Origin of the sequence: Amycolatopsis dongchuanensis, assembly GCF_039542405.1 — a bacterium.
Lineage (GTDB): Bacteria > Actinomycetota > Actinomycetes > Mycobacteriales > Pseudonocardiaceae > Amycolatopsis_E > Amycolatopsis_E sacchari.
Genome location: NZ_BAABIB010000062.1, coordinates 86,607 through 106,396, shown reverse-complemented (window position 1 = coordinate 106,396; position 19,790 = coordinate 86,607). Strand labels below are relative to the sequence as shown.

General features: G+C 72.2%; 22 protein-coding genes. 10 read left to right on the top strand and 12 right to left on the bottom strand.

Going from position 1 to position 19,790, the window contains the following annotated elements:
* Positions 1 to 3: 3 nt before the first annotated feature.
* Both ABFX51_RS14545 and ABFX51_RS14540 read right to left on the bottom strand, forming a co-directional pair.
* Positions 4 to 531: a hypothetical protein gene (locus ABFX51_RS14545; protein WP_346053971.1), complete on the bottom strand. Its 528-nt coding sequence runs from the start codon at positions 529 to 531 to the stop codon at positions 4 to 6.
* Between the two features lie 103 nt (positions 532 to 634).
* The gene (locus tag ABFX51_RS14540) at positions 635 to 1,600 is read right to left on the bottom strand and encodes an Lrp/AsnC family transcriptional regulator (RefSeq protein WP_091514958.1); all 966 of its coding nucleotides are present in this window, start codon (positions 1,598 to 1,600) and stop codon (positions 635 to 637) included.
* 114 nt (positions 1,601 to 1,714) lie between these two features.
* Between ABFX51_RS14540 and ABFX51_RS14535 the strand changes: the two genes are divergently transcribed.
* Positions 1,715 to 3,157, top strand: coding sequence for an FAD-dependent monooxygenase (locus ABFX51_RS14535; RefSeq protein WP_346053970.1), 1,443 nt, complete (start codon positions 1,715 to 1,717; stop codon positions 3,155 to 3,157).
* 28 nt (positions 3,158 to 3,185) lie between these two features.
* On the opposite strand, the gene ABFX51_RS14530 is transcribed toward ABFX51_RS14535, so the two are convergent.
* The 3 genes from ABFX51_RS14530 to ABFX51_RS14520 are packed head-to-tail and all read right to left on the bottom strand — an operon-like array spanning position 3,186 to position 5,661.
* Positions 3,186 to 3,623, bottom strand: coding sequence for an SRPBCC family protein (locus ABFX51_RS14530; protein ID WP_346053969.1), 438 nt, complete (start codon positions 3,621 to 3,623; stop codon positions 3,186 to 3,188).
* Positions 3,624 to 4,463: a phosphoenolpyruvate hydrolase family protein gene (locus tag ABFX51_RS14525; RefSeq protein ID WP_346053968.1), complete on the bottom strand. Its 840-nt coding sequence runs from the start codon at positions 4,461 to 4,463 to the stop codon at positions 3,624 to 3,626.
* A gap of 1 nt (position 4,464) precedes the next feature.
* Positions 4,465 to 5,661 (bottom strand): Tm-1-like ATP-binding domain-containing protein, encoded by a 1,197-nt coding sequence (locus ABFX51_RS14520; RefSeq protein WP_346053967.1) that lies wholly within the window; start codon positions 5,659 to 5,661, stop codon positions 4,465 to 4,467.
* An 87-nt stretch (positions 5,662 to 5,748) separates the two neighbouring features.
* Here ABFX51_RS14520 and ABFX51_RS14515 point away from each other — a divergent pair, with 87 nt between their 5' ends.
* Complete coding sequence (locus ABFX51_RS14515) at positions 5,749 to 5,955, top strand: RNA-binding S4 domain-containing protein (RefSeq protein ID WP_346053966.1); 207 nt, start codon at positions 5,749 to 5,751, stop codon at positions 5,953 to 5,955.
* A gap of 9 nt (positions 5,956 to 5,964) precedes the next feature.
* On the opposite strand, the gene ABFX51_RS14510 is transcribed toward ABFX51_RS14515, so the two are convergent.
* Entirely contained in the window at positions 5,965 to 6,705 is a 741-nt protein-coding gene (locus ABFX51_RS14510; RefSeq protein ID WP_346053965.1) for a S1 family peptidase, read from the bottom strand.
* 102 nt (positions 6,706 to 6,807) lie between these two features.
* Positions 6,808 to 7,890 (bottom strand): DUF5937 family protein, encoded by a 1,083-nt coding sequence (locus tag ABFX51_RS14505; RefSeq protein ID WP_346053964.1) that lies wholly within the window; start codon positions 7,888 to 7,890, stop codon positions 6,808 to 6,810.
* 158 nt (positions 7,891 to 8,048) lie between these two features.
* On the opposite strand from ABFX51_RS14505, the gene ABFX51_RS14500 reads away from it, so the two are divergent.
* Genes ABFX51_RS14500 through ABFX51_RS14485 form a run of 4 tightly spaced genes read left to right on the top strand, consistent with a single transcriptional unit; the run spans position 8,049 to position 12,321 of the window.
* The gene (locus ABFX51_RS14500) at positions 8,049 to 8,783 is read left to right on the top strand and encodes an amino acid ABC transporter permease (protein ID WP_346053963.1); all 735 of its coding nucleotides are present in this window, start codon (positions 8,049 to 8,051) and stop codon (positions 8,781 to 8,783) included.
* A complete protein-coding gene (locus ABFX51_RS14495; protein WP_346053962.1) occupies positions 8,783 to 9,562 on the top strand; it encodes an amino acid ABC transporter ATP-binding protein in 780 nt (259 codons plus the stop codon). The genes ABFX51_RS14500 and ABFX51_RS14495 overlap by 1 nt, the downstream gene beginning before the upstream one ends.
* Before the next feature lie 33 nt (positions 9,563 to 9,595).
* A complete protein-coding gene (locus tag ABFX51_RS14490; RefSeq protein WP_346053961.1) occupies positions 9,596 to 10,390 on the top strand; it encodes an ABC transporter substrate-binding protein in 795 nt (264 codons plus the stop codon).
* 35 nt (positions 10,391 to 10,425) lie between these two features.
* Positions 10,426 to 12,321 carry a CocE/NonD family hydrolase gene (locus ABFX51_RS14485; protein WP_346053960.1) on the top strand — a complete coding sequence of 632 codons (1,896 nt, stop codon included), beginning with the start codon at positions 10,426 to 10,428 and terminating at the stop codon, positions 12,319 to 12,321.
* A 42-nt stretch (positions 12,322 to 12,363) separates the two neighbouring features.
* Here the strand turns inward: ABFX51_RS14485 and ABFX51_RS14480 are convergent, their stop codons facing one another.
* Positions 12,364 to 12,759 (bottom strand): winged helix-turn-helix transcriptional regulator, encoded by a 396-nt coding sequence (locus tag ABFX51_RS14480; RefSeq protein ID WP_245783354.1) that lies wholly within the window; start codon positions 12,757 to 12,759, stop codon positions 12,364 to 12,366.
* A gap of 97 nt (positions 12,760 to 12,856) precedes the next feature.
* Between ABFX51_RS14480 and ABFX51_RS14475 the strand changes: the two genes are divergently transcribed.
* A complete protein-coding gene (locus ABFX51_RS14475; RefSeq protein WP_346053959.1) occupies positions 12,857 to 13,726 on the top strand; it encodes an alpha/beta fold hydrolase in 870 nt (289 codons plus the stop codon).
* A gap of 2 nt (positions 13,727 to 13,728) precedes the next feature.
* Here ABFX51_RS14475 and ABFX51_RS14470 read toward each other — a convergent pair whose 3' ends face one another.
* The gene (locus tag ABFX51_RS14470; RefSeq protein ID WP_346053958.1) at positions 13,729 to 15,066 is read right to left on the bottom strand and encodes an MFS transporter; all 1,338 of its coding nucleotides are present in this window, start codon (positions 15,064 to 15,066) and stop codon (positions 13,729 to 13,731) included.
* A gap of 53 nt (positions 15,067 to 15,119) precedes the next feature.
* On the opposite strand from ABFX51_RS14470, the gene ABFX51_RS14465 reads away from it, so the two are divergent.
* Positions 15,120 to 15,731, top strand: a complete 612-nt coding sequence (locus ABFX51_RS14465) for a TetR/AcrR family transcriptional regulator (RefSeq protein WP_091514852.1) — start codon at positions 15,120 to 15,122, stop codon at positions 15,729 to 15,731.
* Positions 15,732 to 15,970: 239 nt separating this feature from the next.
* Here the strand turns inward: ABFX51_RS14465 and ABFX51_RS14460 are convergent, their stop codons facing one another.
* Both ABFX51_RS14460 and ABFX51_RS14455 read right to left on the bottom strand, forming a co-directional pair.
* Entirely contained in the window at positions 15,971 to 16,138 is a 168-nt protein-coding gene (locus tag ABFX51_RS14460; RefSeq protein WP_346053957.1) for a hypothetical protein, read from the bottom strand.
* 71 nt (positions 16,139 to 16,209) lie between these two features.
* On the bottom strand, positions 16,210 to 17,052 hold the full coding sequence (locus tag ABFX51_RS14455; RefSeq protein ID WP_346053956.1) for an SDR family NAD(P)-dependent oxidoreductase: 843 nt from the start codon (positions 17,050 to 17,052) through the stop codon (positions 16,210 to 16,212).
* Between the two features lie 70 nt (positions 17,053 to 17,122).
* Between ABFX51_RS14455 and ABFX51_RS14450 the strand changes: the two genes are divergently transcribed.
* Positions 17,123 to 18,040 (top strand): LysR family transcriptional regulator, encoded by a 918-nt coding sequence (locus ABFX51_RS14450; protein WP_346053955.1) that lies wholly within the window; start codon positions 17,123 to 17,125, stop codon positions 18,038 to 18,040.
* 9 nt (positions 18,041 to 18,049) lie between these two features.
* Here the strand turns inward: ABFX51_RS14450 and ABFX51_RS14445 are convergent, their stop codons facing one another.
* Positions 18,050 to 19,099: an aldo/keto reductase gene (locus ABFX51_RS14445; RefSeq protein ID WP_346053954.1), complete on the bottom strand. Its 1,050-nt coding sequence runs from the start codon at positions 19,097 to 19,099 to the stop codon at positions 18,050 to 18,052.
* Positions 19,100 to 19,200: 101 nt separating this feature from the next.
* Here ABFX51_RS14445 and ABFX51_RS14440 point away from each other — a divergent pair, with 101 nt between their 5' ends.
* Positions 19,201 to 19,785: a TetR/AcrR family transcriptional regulator gene (locus tag ABFX51_RS14440; protein WP_346053953.1), complete on the top strand. Its 585-nt coding sequence runs from the start codon at positions 19,201 to 19,203 to the stop codon at positions 19,783 to 19,785.
* Positions 19,786 to 19,790: the final 5 nt, after the last annotated feature.

The following is a 19,790-nucleotide window of genomic DNA, read 5'->3' as shown; positions in this document are numbered from 1 at the left end:
GGTTCAGCGCTGGATAGCGGGGCAGGTCCCGGTGTCTTCGCCGATCGAGTTGATCTGTGCGTTGTCCCGCGAATCACCCGCGTAGTCGTACAGATCGGTGCAGGACTCATCCCCCGTGCGCGGCCCCGGCGGCGTCGTGCTGCGCCCGGCCCGCTGGATCGGAGGGCAGGTCCCGGTCGTTGCGCCGATCGAGTTGATTTCGGCGTTGTCCCGCGAATCACCCGAGTAGTCGTACAGGTTGGTGCAGGACTCGTCCCCCGTCCGCGGCCCCGGCGGCGTCGTGCTCCTGCCGGACCGGGTCCGCTGTGCCTGCGCCGGGGGCCTGGTCGTGGAACTCTTCGCGGGCGGTGCGACCGCGACGGAGCTGCTCGGCGCCGCGGACGTGACCGGCGACGACGACGCGGGCGGCGACGACGGTGTGGGCGTGGTGTTCAACGGCGAATCACACCCGGCCAGTACCGCACCGGCCAGCACGGCGCCCATCGAGACCATCGCCGCGGCGCGGAAACCGCGAAGTGCCTGCGGAACCATCGGCTTTCTCCTCCCCTGAACTTCCCTTTGCCCAGAAGACGCCGCAGGCGCGGTGGGGTTGCTCGCCCTTTCGGACATCGTCGCGTGTCCACAGAGGACGGACTTACTTGCGCGTCGCGGCCTGCTTGACGGTCCTGATCACCGGTGCCGTCTCGACGTGCGTGATCGCGGGCAGGGCGGCCACCCGGGTGGTCAGGTACCGGTACAGCTCCTCCTGGCTCGCGCACAGCACGCTCGCGTACAGGTTCGTCGGACCGGTCGTGGCGGCCGCGAACGCGATCTCCGGGTGCCCGGCGAGCGCCGCGCCGGCCTCCGCCAGGTGGGTGGGGGCGACCGAAAGCCAGAGCATGGTCCGGGTGCCGAGCCCGAACAGGGTCACGTCGATGTCGATGTCCAGGTACAGCAGCCCCCGTTCGCGGAGCTCGGCGAGCCTGCGCCGGACCGTCGTCGGGGACCAGCCGGTCACGGCGGCCAGCTCCTCGAACCCCGCCCGGCCGTCCTGGGCGAGCGCGGCGAGGAGCTTGCGGTCCCCGTCGTCGAGCCGCACGGGGCCCGGCCGCCGCGGGATCGGGGGCGGGCGCAGCCGCTCGATCGCCTCCTCGTCCAGCGAACCGAGCTTGGCGACCAGGCTGTCCGGGCCGCCGTAGAAGACGTGCAGCACGGAGTGCGCGGTCACGCCCTCCACGCGTGGCGTGCGTGGCAGCTTGGCCAGCAGCAGCGCCTCACTGTCGGCCTCGCTCTCGGTGCGGACCGCGCAGGTGATCTCCGTCCCTCCGGAGGTGATGCTCACCCACGACGTGTCGGGACGCCGGGCCAGCGCCTCGGCGACCGGGACCGTCGCGGTGGGCGCGCAGCGCACCCGCAGGAACCACATCACCGCGCCCAGGGCGACCGGGTCGGGCAAGCCGAGCACCCGCAGCGCCCCCGTCGAGCGCAACCGCGCGTACCGGCGGGCGATGGTGCGATCCGACACGCCGAGCACTTCGGCGATCGTGCTGAAGGGGGCCCTGCCGTTGATCTGCAGGGCGTGCACGAGCCGGCGGTCCAGCTCGTCGTAGTCGGATTCCACCTCCCGCACCGTACGCGGTGTCGTATCCCGACACAATCCGCCTGGTTCCTGGCGGGATCGTGGCGGCGGGCGAAGTGTCGATCACGTCCCGATCGACACAACCAGGGAGGATCCATGGACACCGAGGTGCTCGTGGTCGGCGCGGGGCCGACCGGCATGACACTGGCCAACGAACTGCGGGTGGCGGACGTGCCCGTCGTGCTGTCCGACAAGCTGTCCCAGCGCAGCACGCTGTCGAAGGCCGGCGCCGTGCAGTCCCGCACGCAGGAGGTGCTCGACCAGCGCGGACTGCTGGAACCGTTGCTGGCGCTCGAAGATTTCGCCACCGGCGGCGCTCACTTCGCCGGGGTCGACCTCCCGCTCGCCCACGGCAGGCACCGCCACCCGTGGCGGTCCATCACGCAGGTGGTGCTCGAAGGGTTCCTGGAGCGGCACCTCGCCGCGCACGGCATCCACGTCCGCCGCGACCACGAACTGACCGGCCTCACCCAGGACGCGGACGGGGTCACCGCGACTTTCGCGAACGGCCGGGTCGTCCGCTCCCGTTACCTCGTCGGCGCGGACGGCGGGCACAGCACGGTGCGGTCGCTGCTGGGCGCCGAGTTCCCCGGCAGGCCTGGCACGGCGACCACCGTCGCCGCCGACGTGCGGGTGCGGGGCGGCGACGACCTGGTGCTGAAGCACGTCCAGAGCGAGGACGGGCAGTGGGCGCGGATGTTCCCGCTCGGCACGGACGCGCAGGGCAGGCCGCTGCGCCGGCTTTCGCTGGGCGGGCGGGGCCGGTCACTGCCCCGGGAGACCCCGGTCACCGAGGACGAGATCCGCGAGGGGCTGCGTGCCGTCTACGGTGCGCGGGTCGAACTGCTCGAACTCCACTACGCCCACCGCATCACCAACGCGGCCCGGCAGGCCGCGCGGTACCGGCACGGCCGGGTGTTCCTGGCGGGCGACGCGGCCCACGTGCACCTGCCGATCGGCGCGCAGGGCATGAACACCGGGATCCAGGACGCGGTCAACCTCGGCTGGAAACTCGGCGCCGCGGTGCACGGCTGGGCCCCGGCGCACCTGCTCGACACCTACCACACCGAACGCCACCCGGTCGCGGCCATGGTGCTGCGCAACGTCCAGGCGCAGAGCCTGCTGATGGACACGCAGGGCAGCGGCGACCCGGACCTCGCGGCGCTCAAGGACCTGTTCGTGTCCCTGCTGCGGCTGCCGGAGGTGCAGTACTACCTCGACGACATGCAGTCCGGCACCGGCATCCGCTACCCGATGCCGGGTGCGGGCGAGCACCCGCTCGTCGGCCTCCCCGCGCCGGACCAGGACCTCGGGCCCGTCCGGGCGCACGAGCTGCTGCGGGGCGGGCGCGGCGTCCTGATCGACCCGGCGGACCGGTTCGCCAAGGTCGCCGCCCTCTGGCAGGACCGGGTGGACCGCGCCGGCCAGGGCACCGGCGCCCAGCCGATGCTCGTCCGGCCGGACGGCTACGTGTGCTGGGCGGGCGACCCGGACGACCTCGAACCGGCACTGGGCCACTGGTTCGGCGAGCCGCGCTGACCGGCGGCCGGTGCCGATGTCCGTCGGCTCAGCGGCTGAAGTGCTCCGCGAGGCCGCTGATGCCGCCGGCGTACACGCCCTGGCTGAAGGTGTGGTTCAGCTGCTCCTCGTCCCCGGCGTCCGCGTCGTAGTCGCACCACCACTCGACGAACGTTTCGCCCGTCGCGGTGACCGGCGCGACCCGCACCGTGCTCACGTAGTGGCGCACGGGGAACGGACCCTCGATGATCTGGTAGGTGTAGCTGCGGTCCACGTCGTCGAGGCGCAGCAGCTTCTCCCTCACCGTGCCGCCGTCCGCGAGCGTCAGCCTGCGGACCGCGCCGACCTCGCCGGCGACCGCACCCGGTTCGATCTCGCTCGACTCGATCCCCGGGTGCCACACCGGCAGCCCGTCGAAGTCCCGGACCACCGCCCACACCTCCGCCACGCCGGCGGGCACGATGCCACTCGAATACGGCCTGGGCATTCACTTCTCCTTCGCGGGCAGGTTCTTGAACGCGCGGGTCTGCTCGGTCAGCGCCCGCTCGACGGGCAGCCGCTCCATGCTGCTGGCGCCGTAGAACCCGTGGCAGTACTGGGTTTTCTCCAGCACGTACGCGGCGTCCTCCGGTTCGGAGATGGGGCCGCCGTGGCACAGCACGAGCACGTCGTCCCGGATCTCCCTGGCCGCCGAGGCCCATTCGTCGATCAGGGCCACGCAGTCGTCGAGGCTCTTCGCGGTGACCGCGCCGATCGAGCCACCGGTGGTCAACCCCATGTGGCACACCAGGATGTCGGCACCGGCCTCGGTCATCGCGCGGGCGTCGTCGGCGCTGAACACGTACGGCGTGGTCAGCAGGTCCGCCGCGCGGGCCGCGGCCACCATGTCCACTTCGGACTGGTAGCCCATTCCCGTCTCCTCGAGGTTGGCCCGGAACGTCCCGTCGATCAGCCCGACCGTCGGGAAGTTCTGCACGCCGGAGAAACCCAGGTCCGCCAGCTGACGCAGGAAGCGGGGCACGTCCAGGAACGGGTCGGTGGCGTTCACCCCGGCCAGCACCGGCGTGTGCCGCACGACCGGCAGCACCTCGGCCGCCATCTCGACCACGATCTCGTTGGCGTTGCCGTACGCCAGCAACCCGGCGAGCGAACCGCGCCCCGCCATCCGGTAGCGGCCCGAGTTGTAGATGACGATCAGGTCGATGCCGCCCGCTTCCTCGCACTTCGCGGACAGCCCGGTCCCCGCGCCACCACCGACGATCGGCTCCCCGCGCGCGGCCATGTCCCTGAACTTCGCCAGCAGGTCCGCCCGGTCCAACCGTGGCACGTCAGTCCTCCCTCACCTCGTCGAAGGCCGCGACCAGTTCGGCCGCGAACTCCGGGTCGTTGATGTGGTGCGAAGACCGGACGAGCCGCCTGCTGCCGGTCTGGCGCACCTCGCGTTCCAGTGTGCCGAACAACGCCGCGTCCGCCTCGGGGTCGTGGAACGGCTGGCCTGGACTGTCCAATGCGGACACCCCGCCCTCGGGGATGAGGAACCGCACGGGACCTTCGCAGGCGTTGAGCTTCGCCGCGATGAACGACCCGATCCGCTCGCACTCCTCCGGGGTCGTGCGCATCAGGGTGATCTGCGGGTTGTGCGGGTAGAGCAGGCGGCCGGCGTAGCGCTCGGGCACGGTGTCGGCCGCGCCGAAGTTCACCATGTCCAGCGCACCGCAGGAACCGACGTAGGGCACCTTCGTGCGGGCGATCGCGTCCAGCCTGCCCTCGCCCGCGCTGAGGATGCCGCCCGCGATGTGGTCGCACACCTCGGTGGTGCTGATGTCGATCACGCCGCCGAGCAGGCCGTCGTCGACGAGTTTCTCCATCGCCTTGCCGCCGGTGCCGGTGGCGTGGAAGACCAGGCACTCGAACCGCTCGTCCAGCTGCTCGGTCACCGCGCGCACGCACGGCGTGGTGACGCCGAACATGGTCAGCCCGATCGCCTCGCGGTCGTCACCGGCCGGGACCGGGTGCGCGCACGCCCCGGCCAGCGCGTGCGCCGCGTTGCCCAGCACCCGGCGGGAAATCCGGTTCAGCCCGGCCACGTCGGTGACCGAGTGCAGCATGGCGATGTCGCTGCCCTCGACGTAGCCGGACACGTCCCCGGAGGCCACCGTCGACACCATGATCTTGGGCACGCCGACCGGCAGCGCCCGCATGGCCGGCGTGATCAGCGCCGTCCCGCCGGAACCGCCCAAGCCGATCACCCCGGACAGATCGGGCGCGGTGGGCAGGTACCGCCGGAACGCCTCGGCCATCGCGGCCACCGCGCTGCCCCGGTCCCCGGTGAACACCGCGTCCGGGCCGTCCGGGTGCGCCTCCGCGACCCGCGTCGCGGGCACGTCCACCCCGTCACCACCGGAGCCCGAGGTGGACAGGTCCACCGTGCGCACCGTGACGCCCGCCGCGGCGATCAACCCCGCCACGTAGGCGAGTTCGTCGCCCTTGGTGTCGAACGTCCCCACCACGTACGCGATGCCCACCTTCGCCTCCCGCGTCCTCGCAAGATCCCGCCCCCCAAGTTAGTGGCCGTCCGGCGCGAGCGCACCTGTCCCGAGGATGATGACGGCATGCGTGAAGTCGTCATCAGCACCGACTCCACCCGGCTCGGTCAGTTCCTCAAGCTCGCGAACGTGGCCGACGCCGGTTCCGACGCCCGGTCGCTGCTGGAGAGCGGACGGGTCCGGGTCAACGGCGAGGCCGAGGACCGCCGGGGCCGCCAGCTCGTGCGCGGCGACGTCGTCACCATGGGAGACACCGAACTGCGCGTCGGGTGAGGCCCGGTTTCAGCCGATGCCGGTCACGGAGCGGATCCACTCCCGCTGCTGGGAGATCTCGCCCGCACCGGCCATGGTCTCCCGGTCCGACGCGGCCAGCACGCCCACCAGGACCTCGCTGCCCCGCGGGCCGCTGGTCATGACCGGCCCGCCCGAGTCCCCGCCCGCCGGTTCGCCGGAGACCTTCCGCAGGCAGAAGTCCGGCCCGCCGGGCACGCTGAACCCGGCGCACTCGGCGGCGCCGGTGGGCAGGACCTCGAGGTCCGCCTGCTTGAGCACATCGGACTGGCACTGGTTCTCGTCCTCGGTGCAGGTGGCACCCCAGCCGTACTCCCGGACGAGCTGGCCCGGCTGGACCGGATCATCGGACAACCGGGCAGGCTGGACCGCCATCGGGGGCACCTTGATCAGCGTCATGTCGGCCACCGGGTTGTCCATGCGGCTGCCGGGCACGGGATGCACCACGACGCCGTCGCGCTGGTCCAGGCTGCCGACGCGGAACTCGATCCGCGACTCGGCGAACGGGGCGTCCGGCAGCTCGAAGAAGCAGTGCCCCGCGCTGAGGACCCACTCCGGCGAGATCGCGGTGCCAGTGCACTCCGGCAGGCCGTCGACCAGCATCCGCACCGCCCAGGGACCGTAGTCGCTCACCGAGCCGCCGAGCACGGCGGACGCCGGTGTCGCCGACGCGCCCACCGCCGCCAGCACCAGCGGAACGGTCACCGCCAGGCCACGAAGACCACGCACCATTCGAACACACCCCTGTCCCCGAGAAACGATCATGTACTCAAGGGACGCGTACGAAGTGCCGAGGTTGCTTCACCCGAGACGCGTCCACTGTGGACGCCGTCGTCAGTGGATGATCGAGGTCAGCACGTCCAGGCCGAGCCGCATCAGGCGGTCGACCTCGATGCGGTGGTAGATCATCCGGCCGTCCCGCCGGGAATCGAGCAGCCCGCTCTCGCGCAGGCGCGCCAGGTGACGGGAGACCTGCGGCAGCGTCATGCCGGTGCGGGCGGCGAGGTCGGACGTCGTGATCGGCTCGTTGACCAGGTGCCGGCACAGCGAAAGACGCGCGGGGTCGGACAGGACGGCCAGGCGCAGGCGCACCTGGGCGAGGGTGTCCCGCCCGCCGCCCGGCGGGAGCTCCACCGGGAAGTGCACGACCACCGGCCAGCCGGGATCGGCCTTCACGATGAGGTGCGGTCGCGTGTGGACGGACGGCAGGAGCAGGCAGCGGCGGCCCCGCAGGCCGGCGCGCAGCGACTGGAGCTTGTCGAACACGACCGAAGGCGGGTCCTGCCGCACGGCCGCGTTGGTGCTGAGTGAGGCGAGCGCTTCGACCATCGGCAGCGCCCTGACCCTGGCGCGCAGGCTCGCGCACTCGCTTTCCAGCCGGTGGTGGACGCGGTTCCACTCGTCCTCGAAGAACTCGGCGTGGCACGACGTCAGCAGGGCGAGCAGTTCCTGCCGGAAGGCCTCAGGATCGCGGACGAGGTGCCGCGCCAGCTCACCACGCCGGAACGAACGCCGCTCGCACGAAGCGATGTACTCCTCCCTGGCCGCCGAATCGTGCGCCAGATCGCCGATCTCGTGGAAGACACCGTGGATCGCCTCGGCCGTGGCCGTGGTGAACCGGTCGAGCGGCAGCTCCGCGAGCCTGCGCAGTTCCTCGTCGAACGACAGCCCGAGCGGGGCGTCGGGCGGCAGCAGCGCGCGACAGCGGCGCCGAGCCCAGAGCGGCGCGTACGTCGTGAGCCGGTGCTGGAGGTCGGCGGACAGCTCGGCCCGCACCTTGGTGAGCCACGGGCGGCCCGCGATGTGGTGCTCCGGCTCGGCGATCGCGTGCAGGCACGCCAGCAGCTCGGCCAGTGGCGAGACGCCCACCACGAGATCGGCTTTGCGCGCCCCCTGCACGGTCAGCACCACGGACATCGCCCCAGCGTACCCGGCACGTTTACCGCGACCCCGGTAAACGTGACCTGGTCGGCCACCGGTGCGCCTTAGCCTTGTCGGAACCGTCGTTCCAGCGCGATCCGCCGGGACGCCCGCACCCGCTCCGAGGTTCCGCGCACCACGAGAGGCCAGGTCCGATGCACGACTTCCTGCGCACCTTCTTCGACCTCCACGAAATCCTCCAGGTCCTGCCCACCCTGCTCACCGAAGGCCTGCGCAACACGCTGCTGATCGCCGCGCTGGCCATCGCGTTCGGCGTCGTCGCCGGTGTGCTGCTGGCGATGCTGCTGCTGTCCCGCAGACGGCTGATGCGGCTGCCGGCGCGCCTGTACGTCGACGTCTTCCGCGGGCTCCCCGCGATCGTGACCGTCAGCCTGGTCGGCCTCGGCCTGCCCGCGGCGGGCATCAGGCCGTTCGGGCGCGAAGCGCTGGGCTACGCGGTGCTGGCGATCGCACTCATCTCGGCCGCCTACTCGGCGGAGATCTTCCGCGCCGGCATCCAGTCCGTGCCGCGCGGTCAACTGCACGCGGCACGCAGCCTCGGCATGCCGTACCTCACGGCGATGCGCGTGGTCGTCGTGCCCCAGGGGGTGCGCAACGTCCTGCCCGCGCTCGCCGGCCAGTTCATCATCGACATCAAGGAGAGTGCCCTCGTGTACCTGCTCGGTCTCGGGCTCGGGCAGCGTGAGCTGTACTTCATCGCCCAGGAGCGGCAGGCGGCCACCTACAACTCCTCGGCGCTCGTGGCCGCCGGGCTGTGCTACCTCCTGCTCACCATTCCCCTGACCTACGCGGTCAACCTGCTCGACCGCCGCATGCGCGAAGGCCGCCGGACCCCGGTGACCGCCGCACCCGCGAAGGCGGTGGCGTGATGCCGGGCCAAACCGCGTCCCTCCCGCCGTCCGCCACCGAAACCGGTGCCACCGCCGCGATCTCGATCCGCGGCCTGCGCAAGGACTACGGCCCGCTCGAAGTGCTGCGCGGCGTCGACCTCGACGTCGCGCCGGGCGAAACCGTCTGCGTCATCGGCAGGTCCGGCTCCGGAAAGTCCACTTTGCTCAAGTGCCTCAACCTCCTGGAGGAGCCCACCGCGGGGGAGATCCTGCTCGGCGGCACGCCCATCACCGGCCCGGGGGTCGACACCGACCGGGTGCGCGTGCGGGTCGGCATGGTGTTCCAGCACTTCAACCTGTTCGGCCACATGACGGTGCTGGGCAACGTGACGGCCGCCCTGCGCCACGTCCGGCGGATGGACCGGCGTTCGGCCGAAGCGGCGGCGATGGCCCAGCTCGAACGGCTCGGGCTGGCCGGTTTCGCGAGCCAGCGCCCGCACCGCCTCTCCGGCGGTCAGCAACAGCGCGTGGCGATCGCGCGCGCACTGGCGATGGAGCCCGAGGTCATGCTGTTCGACGAAGCGACCTCGGCGCTGGACCCCGAGCTGGTGAAGGACGTGCTCGACGTGATGGGCGCACTCGCGTCCTCCGGTATGACGATGGTCGCCGTCACCCACGAAATCGGCTTCGCGCGGGAAGTCGCCGACCGCGTCGTGTTCATGGACGAGGGCCGTGTCGCCGAATCCGGCCCCGCCCGCGCCACGCTCGAAAACCCAGGAACCGAGCGCCTGCGCGACTTCCTCGCCCGGGTCCTCTGACCGCGAAACCCACCCTCCCGAAAGGACTCGCCGATGTCCCCCGTCCCGAAGCGGACCGCCGCCGCGGTGGCCGCGTGCGCACTCTTGCTCGCCGGCTGCTCGTCGTCAGCGGACGACGACCCCTACGGCCTGCAGGACCCCGGTGTCCTCCACGCCGCGACCCAGACCAGCCAGCCCCCGTTCGCCTACGGCGACCCGTCCGGCAAGCCGGTCGGGTTCGTCATCGACCTCACCGACGAGATCGCGAAACGCCTGCGGGTGCGGGTGGAGTACCAGGCGACGTCCGTGACGTCGTCGCTCGCCGGGCTCACCTCCCACCAGTACGACCTGGCCGCGGCCGGGCTGGGGGTCACGCCCGAACGGCAGAAGACGGTCAGCTTCACCAAGCCGTTGTTCTGGAGCACCACCGCGGTGCTCACCACCACGAAGACGACCACCACGCAGCTGACCGCCTTCGGCGGCCACAAGGTCGGCGTGGTGACCGGTTCGGCGCAGGAACCCTTCGTGCCCGCGAAGATGCCGGGCGCGAACCCGGTCTCCTTCCCCACCGCCAACGCCGCGATCAGCCAGCTGCTCAACGGCAACATCGACGCGTTCGTCGTGGGCGGCCCCGACGCCGAACACTTCCTCGGCCAATACCCCGCGCTGCGCGTCGCCACCACCGAGCCGGTCGACCACCCGACGGCGATGGCCGTCGCCAAGGACCACCAAGCCCTCCTCACCGCCGTCGACGAACAGCTGGGCGCGATGGTCGCCGACGGCACCTACGCGCGGCTCTACCGCAAGTACTTCACGACCGCGCCGCTGCCGCAGCTGCTGTCCGCGTAGCCGGCGCTGAACGCGCAGTTCGCCGGAGGCGGCCGGTGAGCGGCTGGGAGGAACTCGCACCGGGCTGCTGGCGGACCGTGCTGGAGATCCCGGCACGTGACGGCGTCCGCCTCGTCGCCGATCTCTACGCCCCCGAGCCGGATCCACCGGCGGGCACGGTGGTACTGGAACGAACCCCGTACGGCCGCCGGGCCGTGCGCAGGTCCGACGGGCGCATGGGAGCGAAGCTGCCGCCCCCGCCGGAGGCCGTGGCGGAGCGGTTCGTCCGCGGCGGCTACCTGGTGGTGCGCCAGGACTGCCGCGGCCGGGGCGACTCCGGCGGAACCTTCACCAAGTACCTCAACGAGGCGGAAGACGGCTACGACACGGTGGCCTGGCTGGTCCGGCAGGACTGGTGCGACGGCCGCGTCGCGACGATGGGGGTGTCCTACTCCGCGCACACGCAGGCCGCGCTCGCCTCCCTCGGCGCGCCGGGCCTGGCGGCGATGTTCCTCGACTCCGGCGGGTTCGCCAGCGCCTACGAAGCCGGCACGCGGATGGGCGGCGCGTTCGAGCTGAAGCAGGCGACGTGGGCGTTCCACCGGGCCCGCAACAGCACCGAAGTCCGCGAGAACGCGGTGCTCGCCGCGGCGCTCGACGCCGAAGACCTCGAAGCGTGGTTCAGCCGCATGCCGTGGCGGCGCGGCGCGAGTCCCCTGCGGTTCGTCCCGCGGTACGAGGACTACCTGCTGCAGCAGTGGGAACACGGCGTCTTCGACGACTACTGGCGCCAGCCCGGCATCTTCGCGCGGGGGTACTACGACGCCTTCCCCGACGTCCCCAGTCTGCACATGTCCAGCTGGTACGACCCGTACGTGCGCACGGCCACCGAGAACTTCCGCGAGCTGGGCCGCAAGAAGCACAGCCCGGCCTACCTCGTGCTCGGGCCGTGGACGCACGGGGCGCGCAGCGTGAGCCACGCGGGCGACGTCGACTTCGGGCCGCACGCCGTGCTCGACGGCAACCTCGACGAGGACTACACCACCATGCGGCTCCGGTGGTTCGACGCCCACCTGAAACCGGGCACCGCGGCCACCCGGCCCCCGGCGGTGCGGTACTTCCTCATGGGCGGGGGTTCGGGCCGTCGCACCCCCGAGGGACGTCTGGACCACGGCGGCCGGTGGCGCACCGCCACCGCCTGGCCGCCCGAGGAGACGACGGACCTGGTCCTCGAACTCCGCGCCGACGGCAGCCTCGCCGAGCCCGGCACCCCGCACCCGCCCGGCCCGGAGTTCCTGGAGTACGACTTCGACCCGGCCGATCCCGTGCCCACGCTCGGCGGAGCGGTCACCTCCGGCGAGCCGGTCATGTCCGGCGGCGCCTTCCACCAGCGGCCCGACGAGCGGTTCTTCGGCGCCAGGCCGCCGTTCCTGCCGTTGGAGAGCAGGCCCGACGTCCTCGTCTTCCAGACCCCTCCGCTGACCGCGGACGTCGCCGTGGCCGGTCCGGTCACCGTGCGGCTGACGGTGTCTTCGAGCGCGGTCGACACCGATTTCACCGTGAAGCTCCTCGACGTGCACCCGCCCAGCGCCGACTACCCGCAGGGGTTCGCCATGAACCTCACCGACGGGATCCTGCGCTGCCGCTACCGCGACTCGTTCGCCGAACCCACGCCGCTGGTGCCGGGCGCGACCTACGCGATCACGGTGGAAGCGCCGGACACGGCGAACCTGTTCACGGCCGGGCACCGGATCCGCCTCGACGTCAGCTCCAGCAACTTCCCGAGGTTCGACGTCAACAGCAACACCGGCGCACCCGAAGCGGGCGACCGGCGGAAGGTCGTCGCCACGAACCGCGTGCACCTGGCGGGCCGGTCGTGGCTCACCCTCCCGGTCCTGCCCGCGTACGCGACGTCCACTCGTGACGCCGCAGGGCCCACCAGAGCCCGCTGATCTCCCCGGCCGATTCCGGCGTCCGGCCCGGCCACCGACCGGTCACGCGGCCCCGGAACCCGCGCGCGCGTCGTGGTCCTCGTTGGCGCGGTCGATCTCGGCCATGTGCTCCTCGGCCCAGTTCCGCAGTGCCGCGAGGGGGACCTCCAGCGACAGGCCCAGCTCGGTGAGCCGGTAGTGCACGCGGGGCGGCACGGTCGGCTCGACGCGCCGGACGGCCAGCCCGTCGCGCACCAGGCTCTGCAGGGTGACCGACAGCATCTTCTGCGAGACACCCGGCATCCGGCGCCGCAGGTCGGCGAACCGCACCTCCTCGGGGGCGGCCTCGGCGAGCACCTTCACCGCCATGGAGGTCCACTTCGTGCCGACGCGGTCCAGCAGCCGGCGGGTCGGGCACAACGGGTCGAACAGATCGCCGCGGGCCTGCCGTGTGGTCACCCGGACCTCACCACCTGTCGGGAAAGTGCCGTCTTGGCGGCACGACTGCGGTTGCCTACCGTTTCCTGATAACCAATGGTAACCACCTGGAGGACGGATGTCCCACCCCCAGCCGGTCACGCTGCACCGGATCGCGACCAACGGCATCGAGGCCAACGTGGCCGTCGCCGGCACCGGCCCGGCCGTCGTGCTGCTGCACGGCTTCCCCCACACCTGGCGGCTGTGGAGCCGGGTCATCGGCCCGCTGTCGGCCGACCACCGGGTGATCGCCCCTGACCTGCGCGGTTTCGGCGGGAGCACGCGCGCGGCGGACGGGTACGACGCGGGCACGCTCGCCGCCGACGTCGAGGGGATCCTCGACGCCCTGGGCGAACCCACCGCGGCTGTGGTCGGTATCGACGCCGGCACCCCCGTGGCGTTCCTGCTCGCCCTCCGGCGGCCCGACCGCGTGCGGCGCCTGGTCGTGATGGAGTCGCTGCTCGGCACGCTGCCCGGCGCCGAGGAGTTCCTCAAGTCCGGCCCGCCGTGGTGGTTCGGCTTCCACGCGGTGCCCGGGCTCGCCGAAACCGTGCTGGCCGGGCACGAAACCGAGTACCTCGACTGGTTCCTCGCGGCCGGGACCCGCGGCCGTGGCGTGCCGCCGGACGTGCGCGAGGCGTTCCTCGCCGCCTACACCGGGCGCGACGCGCTCCGCTGCGCGTTCTCCTACTACCGCGCGCTGCCCGAAAGTGCCCGCCAGATCAGCGAGGGAGTCGCCCGCGGGCGCCTCACGGTGCCCACGCTGGCGGTCGGCGCGCACCCCGTCGGCCGCTCGCTGGAACGGCAACTGCGCCCCGTCACCGACGACCTGACCGGGCACCTGATCCCCGACTGCGGCCACATCATCCCGCTGGACCGCCCACGGGAACTGCTCGACGTCCTCACGCCCTTCCTGGCCGCACCGGTGGAGCAGCCAGCGAGTGATTGAGGTCAGGCCTTTGGCGCCAACCGCCCGGCCACCAGCACCCCGAGGAGACCGAGCACACCCGTCGCGGCGAATATCGCCGCGAACGCGGGCGGCACCGCGCCCTGGTGGGCTACCAGCGCGCCGCCCGCACCGCTGGTGATCGCCGTCGCCAGTGTCTGGGCCAGCTGGAGCGCCGCGCTCACCGACCCCTGCCGACCTTCCGGCGCCCTGCCGAGGGTTTCGGTGGTGGCGGCGTTGAACGCGGCGCCCATCCCGGCGCCGCCGATCGCCCAGCCGAGCACCGCCAGCAGTCCCGGCCCGGCGAGCACCCCCAGCGCCAGCACCGCCACCCCGGCCACCAGCACCACGAACCCCCCGCCGACCGCCGCCCGGCGCCCGCGGTCCCACTTGGCCTGCAACGCCGAACCGGCCACCCAGCTCAACGCTCCCGCCGACAGCCCGAGCCCGGCTTCGAGCGCGCTCAGGTGCCGGAGTTCCGTCAGGCCCAGCGGCAGGAACGCCTCGGTGCCGAAGTACACCGCGCACAGCAGGAACCGCACGACGACGCCGGCGGGCACACCACGCCGGACGGTGAGCGTCCCCTCCGGCGTGACGTGCCGGAGCGCGAACACCGAGGCCGCCAGCCCGGCCACGGCCAGCGGAACCAGCAGGGCCATCGAGCGCAGTCCCAGTGCCGCCACCAGGATCCCGGAACCCACGGCGAGCACGACGCTGTTGACCAGCGGACCGCGCCACCTCGGCACGGCACGGGGCCGCCTATCCCGAGGGAGCCCGGGAAGTGTGCACCACGCGGCGACGGCGGCGAGCGGGACCATGCACACGAACACCACCCGCCACCCCACGGCGCTCGCCACGGCCGCCGCGAGGACGGGACCGACGAGCGACGGGATCGTCCAGGCCGAGGACAGCAGGGCGAACATGCGGGCACGCAGGCGTTCGGGGTAGACGAGGCCGATCAGCGTGTACGCCATCGCCATCACGGCCCCGACGCCGAGCCCCTGCACGAGCCTGCCGAGCAGGAACAGCGGCCAGACCGGAGCCGCTCCGGCCAGCACGCTGCCGAGCGCGAACGCCGCGAGCCCGGCCGCCAGCGGCCGTTTCGGTCCCCTCCGGTCCGCGGCGTGCCCGGCAAGCACGGTGCCGACGATGTTCGCCAGCATCAGCGCGGCCACGCCCCAGCCGTAGGAGCCGAGGCCGTCGAGGTCGCGGGCGATCTCCGGCAGGATCGTGGCCACGCCGAGGGATTCGAGCGCGACGAGGCCGACCGTGAGCACGATGCCGGCAGTGCGGGAGCGGTAGCGGGGCGAAAGCACCCCTTCGGATGTGGTCGAGTGGGTCACGGTCGCAATTATGTTCCGTTTCGCAACGCAATGGAAGTGGTAGGGTGCATCGCGTGCCGAACAACCGCTCCGGGCGACCGCGTGACGACCGCATCGACAGCGCGGTCCGTCAGGCCACAGTGGACATCCTGAACGAGGTCGGGTACGCGAACCTCACGCTGGAGGCCGTGGCGAGCAAGGCCGGCACGAGCAAACCCGCGCTCCGGCGACGCTGGGCGAGCAGGAGGCACCTGGTCGTCGACGCGCTCGTCGCGACCGTCGGCGCCACCCCCACCCCCGACACCGGCTGCACCCACTGCGACCTGGTCGCGGGCATCCAGACCCTCACGGACGCCTTCACCACGCGCATCGGCAGGCGCGCGCTGCCCGCGCTCGTGGCGGACCTCGCCGACGACCCGGAGCTCGCGGAGCTGTTCCTGGACAAGTACTTCCACACCCGGCGCGCCTCCACGGCGGAGGCGCTGCGCCGCGGCGTCGAACGCGGGGACCTCAACCCTGACGTCGATGTCGACCTCGTCCTCGACATGCTCGCCTCGACGACGTACTACCGGGTCCTCTTCGGACACCTGCCGGTGACGCCGCGGCTGGCGGAGCAGGTCGTGGACGTGGTGCTGACGGGGGTCGCCACGCCGCGGCTCCGCCGCCGCCGTCATCGGGCGCTGTGACGTCGCTCGGGGGTGCCGGGCGTCGCGGAGCACGCCTTTGCGGTGACGGACCAGGCGGGGGCGCTGCGCGGGACAGGCTGACCTCGGCGAGATCTTCGCGCAGCTGGGCATCGAGGTCCGCGAGCACGCCCTGGTCACCGAGGTCCGCACGGACGGCGTGCTGCTCGACGACGGGCAGCACGTGGTAGCGCACACAATGGTCTGGACCACTGGTTTCCACGTGCCTCGCACCCCGAGATCTACGGCATCGGCGACGCGACGGCGGCACACAAGCGGGACGGCCAGGAGCTGCGCATGGCGTGCGCGACGGCTCTCCCGTGCGCCGGGCACGTGGTGGCCTCGCTGTCCAGCCGGCTCGCGGTCCGCACCCCGAAACCCTTGTGGTTCCGGTACTTCAACCAGTGCATCAGGAGCCATCGTGCGGGGAGCCGCGTACGTGCAACGTCGCCCCGGCGTGCTGGCCCTCCCCTGACGTGGCTCACCGCCACGGCAGGACCTCGCCGTAGCGGACCAGTTCGCCGTAGTGTGCGGGGTCGGCGGGCTGGAACACGAGGTCCAGCAAGGCTTTCGCGGCCTCGGCGGGACTCGGTGCGGTGCTGACGTCCCACCAGAGGGCGGACGTCGGCGTGTTCATCATCCCGGGGCACACGGCGGCGAGCAGGATCCCCCGCGCCAGGTCGTCGTCGCGGCGCTGGGCGGCGAGTGCGCGCACGGCCGCGACCTGGCCGATCTTGGACGGGATGTTGACGAAACCCGGCCAGTCACCGGCCCGGGCGCTGCCGTCCTCGACCGCGTCGCGCCACGCCGCGACCTGGTGGTCCACCTCGTCCAAAGAGGACAACGCGTCGAACCGGTCGTGCAGGACCGGTGCCAGGTGGCGCAGCGTGCCGAACGAGCTGGCGACCACGAGGAACCGGCCGCCGTCCCGCAGCAACGGCGCAAAGGCGCGGAGCAGCCGGGTGGTACCGAAGTTGTTGACCTCGGCGTAAGCGCGGACGACCGCACGCGGGTCGTCGTCGGGACCGACGCGCATGACGGCGTTGCCGAAGACGATGTCGACCCCGCCGTGCCGCTCGGCGAGCCGCGTGGCGAGACGGGCGGCCGCACCAGGCTCGGCGACGTCGAGGACCTCACCGCGGACCTCGGCGCCGCCCGCCGGCAAGGCTTCGACGGCCTGGGCCACGCGCCCGGCGTCACGACCGGTCAGGTACACCGTGTCCTGAGTGGACAGATGTCGGGCGAGCCCTTCGACGAGGGCAAGGCCGAGGCCTTGGGTGGCGCCGGTGACGAGAGCGACTTCGGGGGTTCGGAGTACGTCCACAACTCCACGCTAGGCGCGGTTCGACCATGCCGGCAGCGAGAGAAACGCACACCTGGTATGCATTTGTGTCATGTCACTGTCCGACGCGTCGCTGACCTCGCTGCGGGTGTTCCGCGAGGTGGCCGAGCGCGGCACGCTCACCGCCGCGGCCGCCGCGCTCGGCTACACCCAGTCCGCCGTCTCACGGCAGATCGCCTCGTTGGAACGCGCGGCGGGCACCCCGCTGCTGGAACGGCGCCGCGACGGGGTGCGGCTCACCCCCGCCGGGCAGCTCGTGGTGCGCCGCGCGGCCGACGTGCTCGACCGGCTCGACGCCACCGCCCGCGAACTGGCCGGGCTACCCGGCGAAGGGGCCACCGTCCGGCTCGGCTGGTACCCCATCGCGGGCGCCGACCTGCTCCCCCGCGCCCTGTCCGCGCTGCGGCGCACGCACCCCGCCATCACCGTGGTCAGCCGGGAGGGCCGCACCCCGGCACTGGTCCGCGCCCTGCGCGCCGGGACGATCGACCTCGCCCTGCTGGCCTCGGCCCCGCCGTTCCGCCCGCCCGACACCGAAACGCCCGCACTGGCGGTGCGGACGCTCACCGAGCGCAGCCTGCGTGTCGCCGTGCCCGCGGACCACCCGCTCGCCCGCCAGGACTACCTCGACGTCACGGATCTGCGCGGGCAGCGGTGGATCGGCGGGTCGGGTGACGAGTACGTCATGGGGGTGTGGCCCGGGCTGGACGAGCGGCCCGAGATCGCCCACACCGCCCGCGACTGGCTCGCCAAACTGCACCTCGTCGCCGCCGGCTGCGGCATCACCACGGTGCCCGGCGCGATCGAATCCGTGCTGCCACCGGGAGTGCGCGTACTGCCCGTGCGCGGCGGCCCCGGCGAGCGACGACGGGTGCTCCTCGCTCACCTCCCACGACCACTTCCGGAGGCGGCGGTTCGCGTCGCCGCCGCGTTGCGCTCCGCCGCACTCGAAACGGACAGGCGGCCGTGACGATCATCCTTACGTCAACGCCATTCCGGGGACGCGGGCGCGGATCGCGGCCAGGGTCGCCTCGTCCGAGACGCCCTGCCAGTCGTACCGCGGCGTGTAGGGAGCGTTCAGCGCTCGGACGTCCTCGTCGGTGAGCTGGACGTCCAGCGACGCGACGGCCTCGTCGATCTGCTCGACCGACCGAGCCCCGACCAGCGGAGCCGTGACGACCGGCTGGCGGTGCAACCAGGCCAGCGCGACCGCCGCGCGGCTCACGCCGTGGGCGGCCGCGACCTTGCCGACCGCGTCGATGATCGCGCGGTTCGAGGCCTCCTGCTCCGGCGTGTACAGCAGGTCCGCGTAGGCACCGTCGGTTTCGGCGCGGGCGGTGGCTTTCGCGTCGTCCCAGGCGCGGGCGAGGCGGCCGCGGGCCAGCGGGCTCCAGATGATCGTGCCCACGCCTTCGTCGAGGCACAGCGGGATCATCTCGCGCTCTTCCTCGCGGGCGAGCAGGTTGTAGTGGTCCTGCATGGACACGAACCGCGCCCAGCCGTGCCGCTCCTGCAGGTGCAGGGCCTTCGCGAACTCCCACGCGAACATCGACGACGCGCCGAGGTACCGCACCTTGCCCGCCTTCACGACGTCGTGCAGCGCTTCGAGGGTCTCCTCCAGCGGGGTCCCGTGGTCGTTGCGGTGGACCTGGTACAGGTCGATGTAGTCGGTGCCGAGCCGCCGCAGGGAGTGGTCGACCTCGGTCATGACCGCCTTGCGGGACAAGCCACTCCCGTTCGGCCCCGGCCGCATCGGGTGCCGCAGTTTGGTGGCGATGACGACGTCGTCGCGGCGGGCGAAATCCCTCAGCGCGCGGCCGAGGATCTCCTCGCTGGACCCGTTCGAGTACATGTTCGCGGTGTCGAAGAAGTTGATGCCCACCTCCAGCGCGTGCTTGATCAGCGGCCGGGCCTGGTCCTCGCCGAGGGACCAGACGGGGTGGCCGCGGTCGGGCGCGCCGTAGGTCATCGCGCCGATCGCGATGGGCGAGACGTCGAGGCCGGTGGTGCCGAGCTTGCGATAACGCACGGGGTCCTCCTGGGGAGCAAACTCGCGGAGGATTCTCCGCAAGTGCTCGCCAAACTAGCGGAGGATTCTCCGCATGTCAAAGCGTGCGGCATCATCGGGGTATGACCGACCAGAAGCCGGGGACCTACGGCACGCAGCGCAAGGCCGCCGCGCGCAACCGGGCCGCGATCATCGAGGCCGCCCACGAGCTGTTCGCCGAGAACCCCCTCGTGCCGCTGAGCGAGGTCGCCAAGCGCGCCGGTGTCGGCGCCGGAACGCTCTACCGCCACTTCCCCACCCGCGAGGACCTGATCCTCGCCGCCTACCAGCACGACATCGAGCGCCTGACCGCCACCGCCGACGAGGTGCTGGAACGCCACCGCTCCGCGAAAAAGGCGTTCGTCGAGTGGTTCGAGACCCTCTCGGCCTACGTCCGCATCAAGCACGGCCTCGGAGACGCCCTGCACAGCGCCGCCGCGCAGGACGTGATCGCCGCGTCCTGGGCGCCGACCACCGCGGCCGTGAAGAAACTCGTCGACGCCTGCGTCGCCGAGGGCAGCATCGCCCCCGGCCACGACCCGGCCGACATCATCATGCTGATGAGCTTCCTGTGGCGCGTCGCCGACGGCGAAGAGGGCACCGCGCAGGCACGCCGCCTGATCGCCACCGTGTTCTCCGGGCTCCAGGAGGCACCTCGGCCGCTCTGACGCTA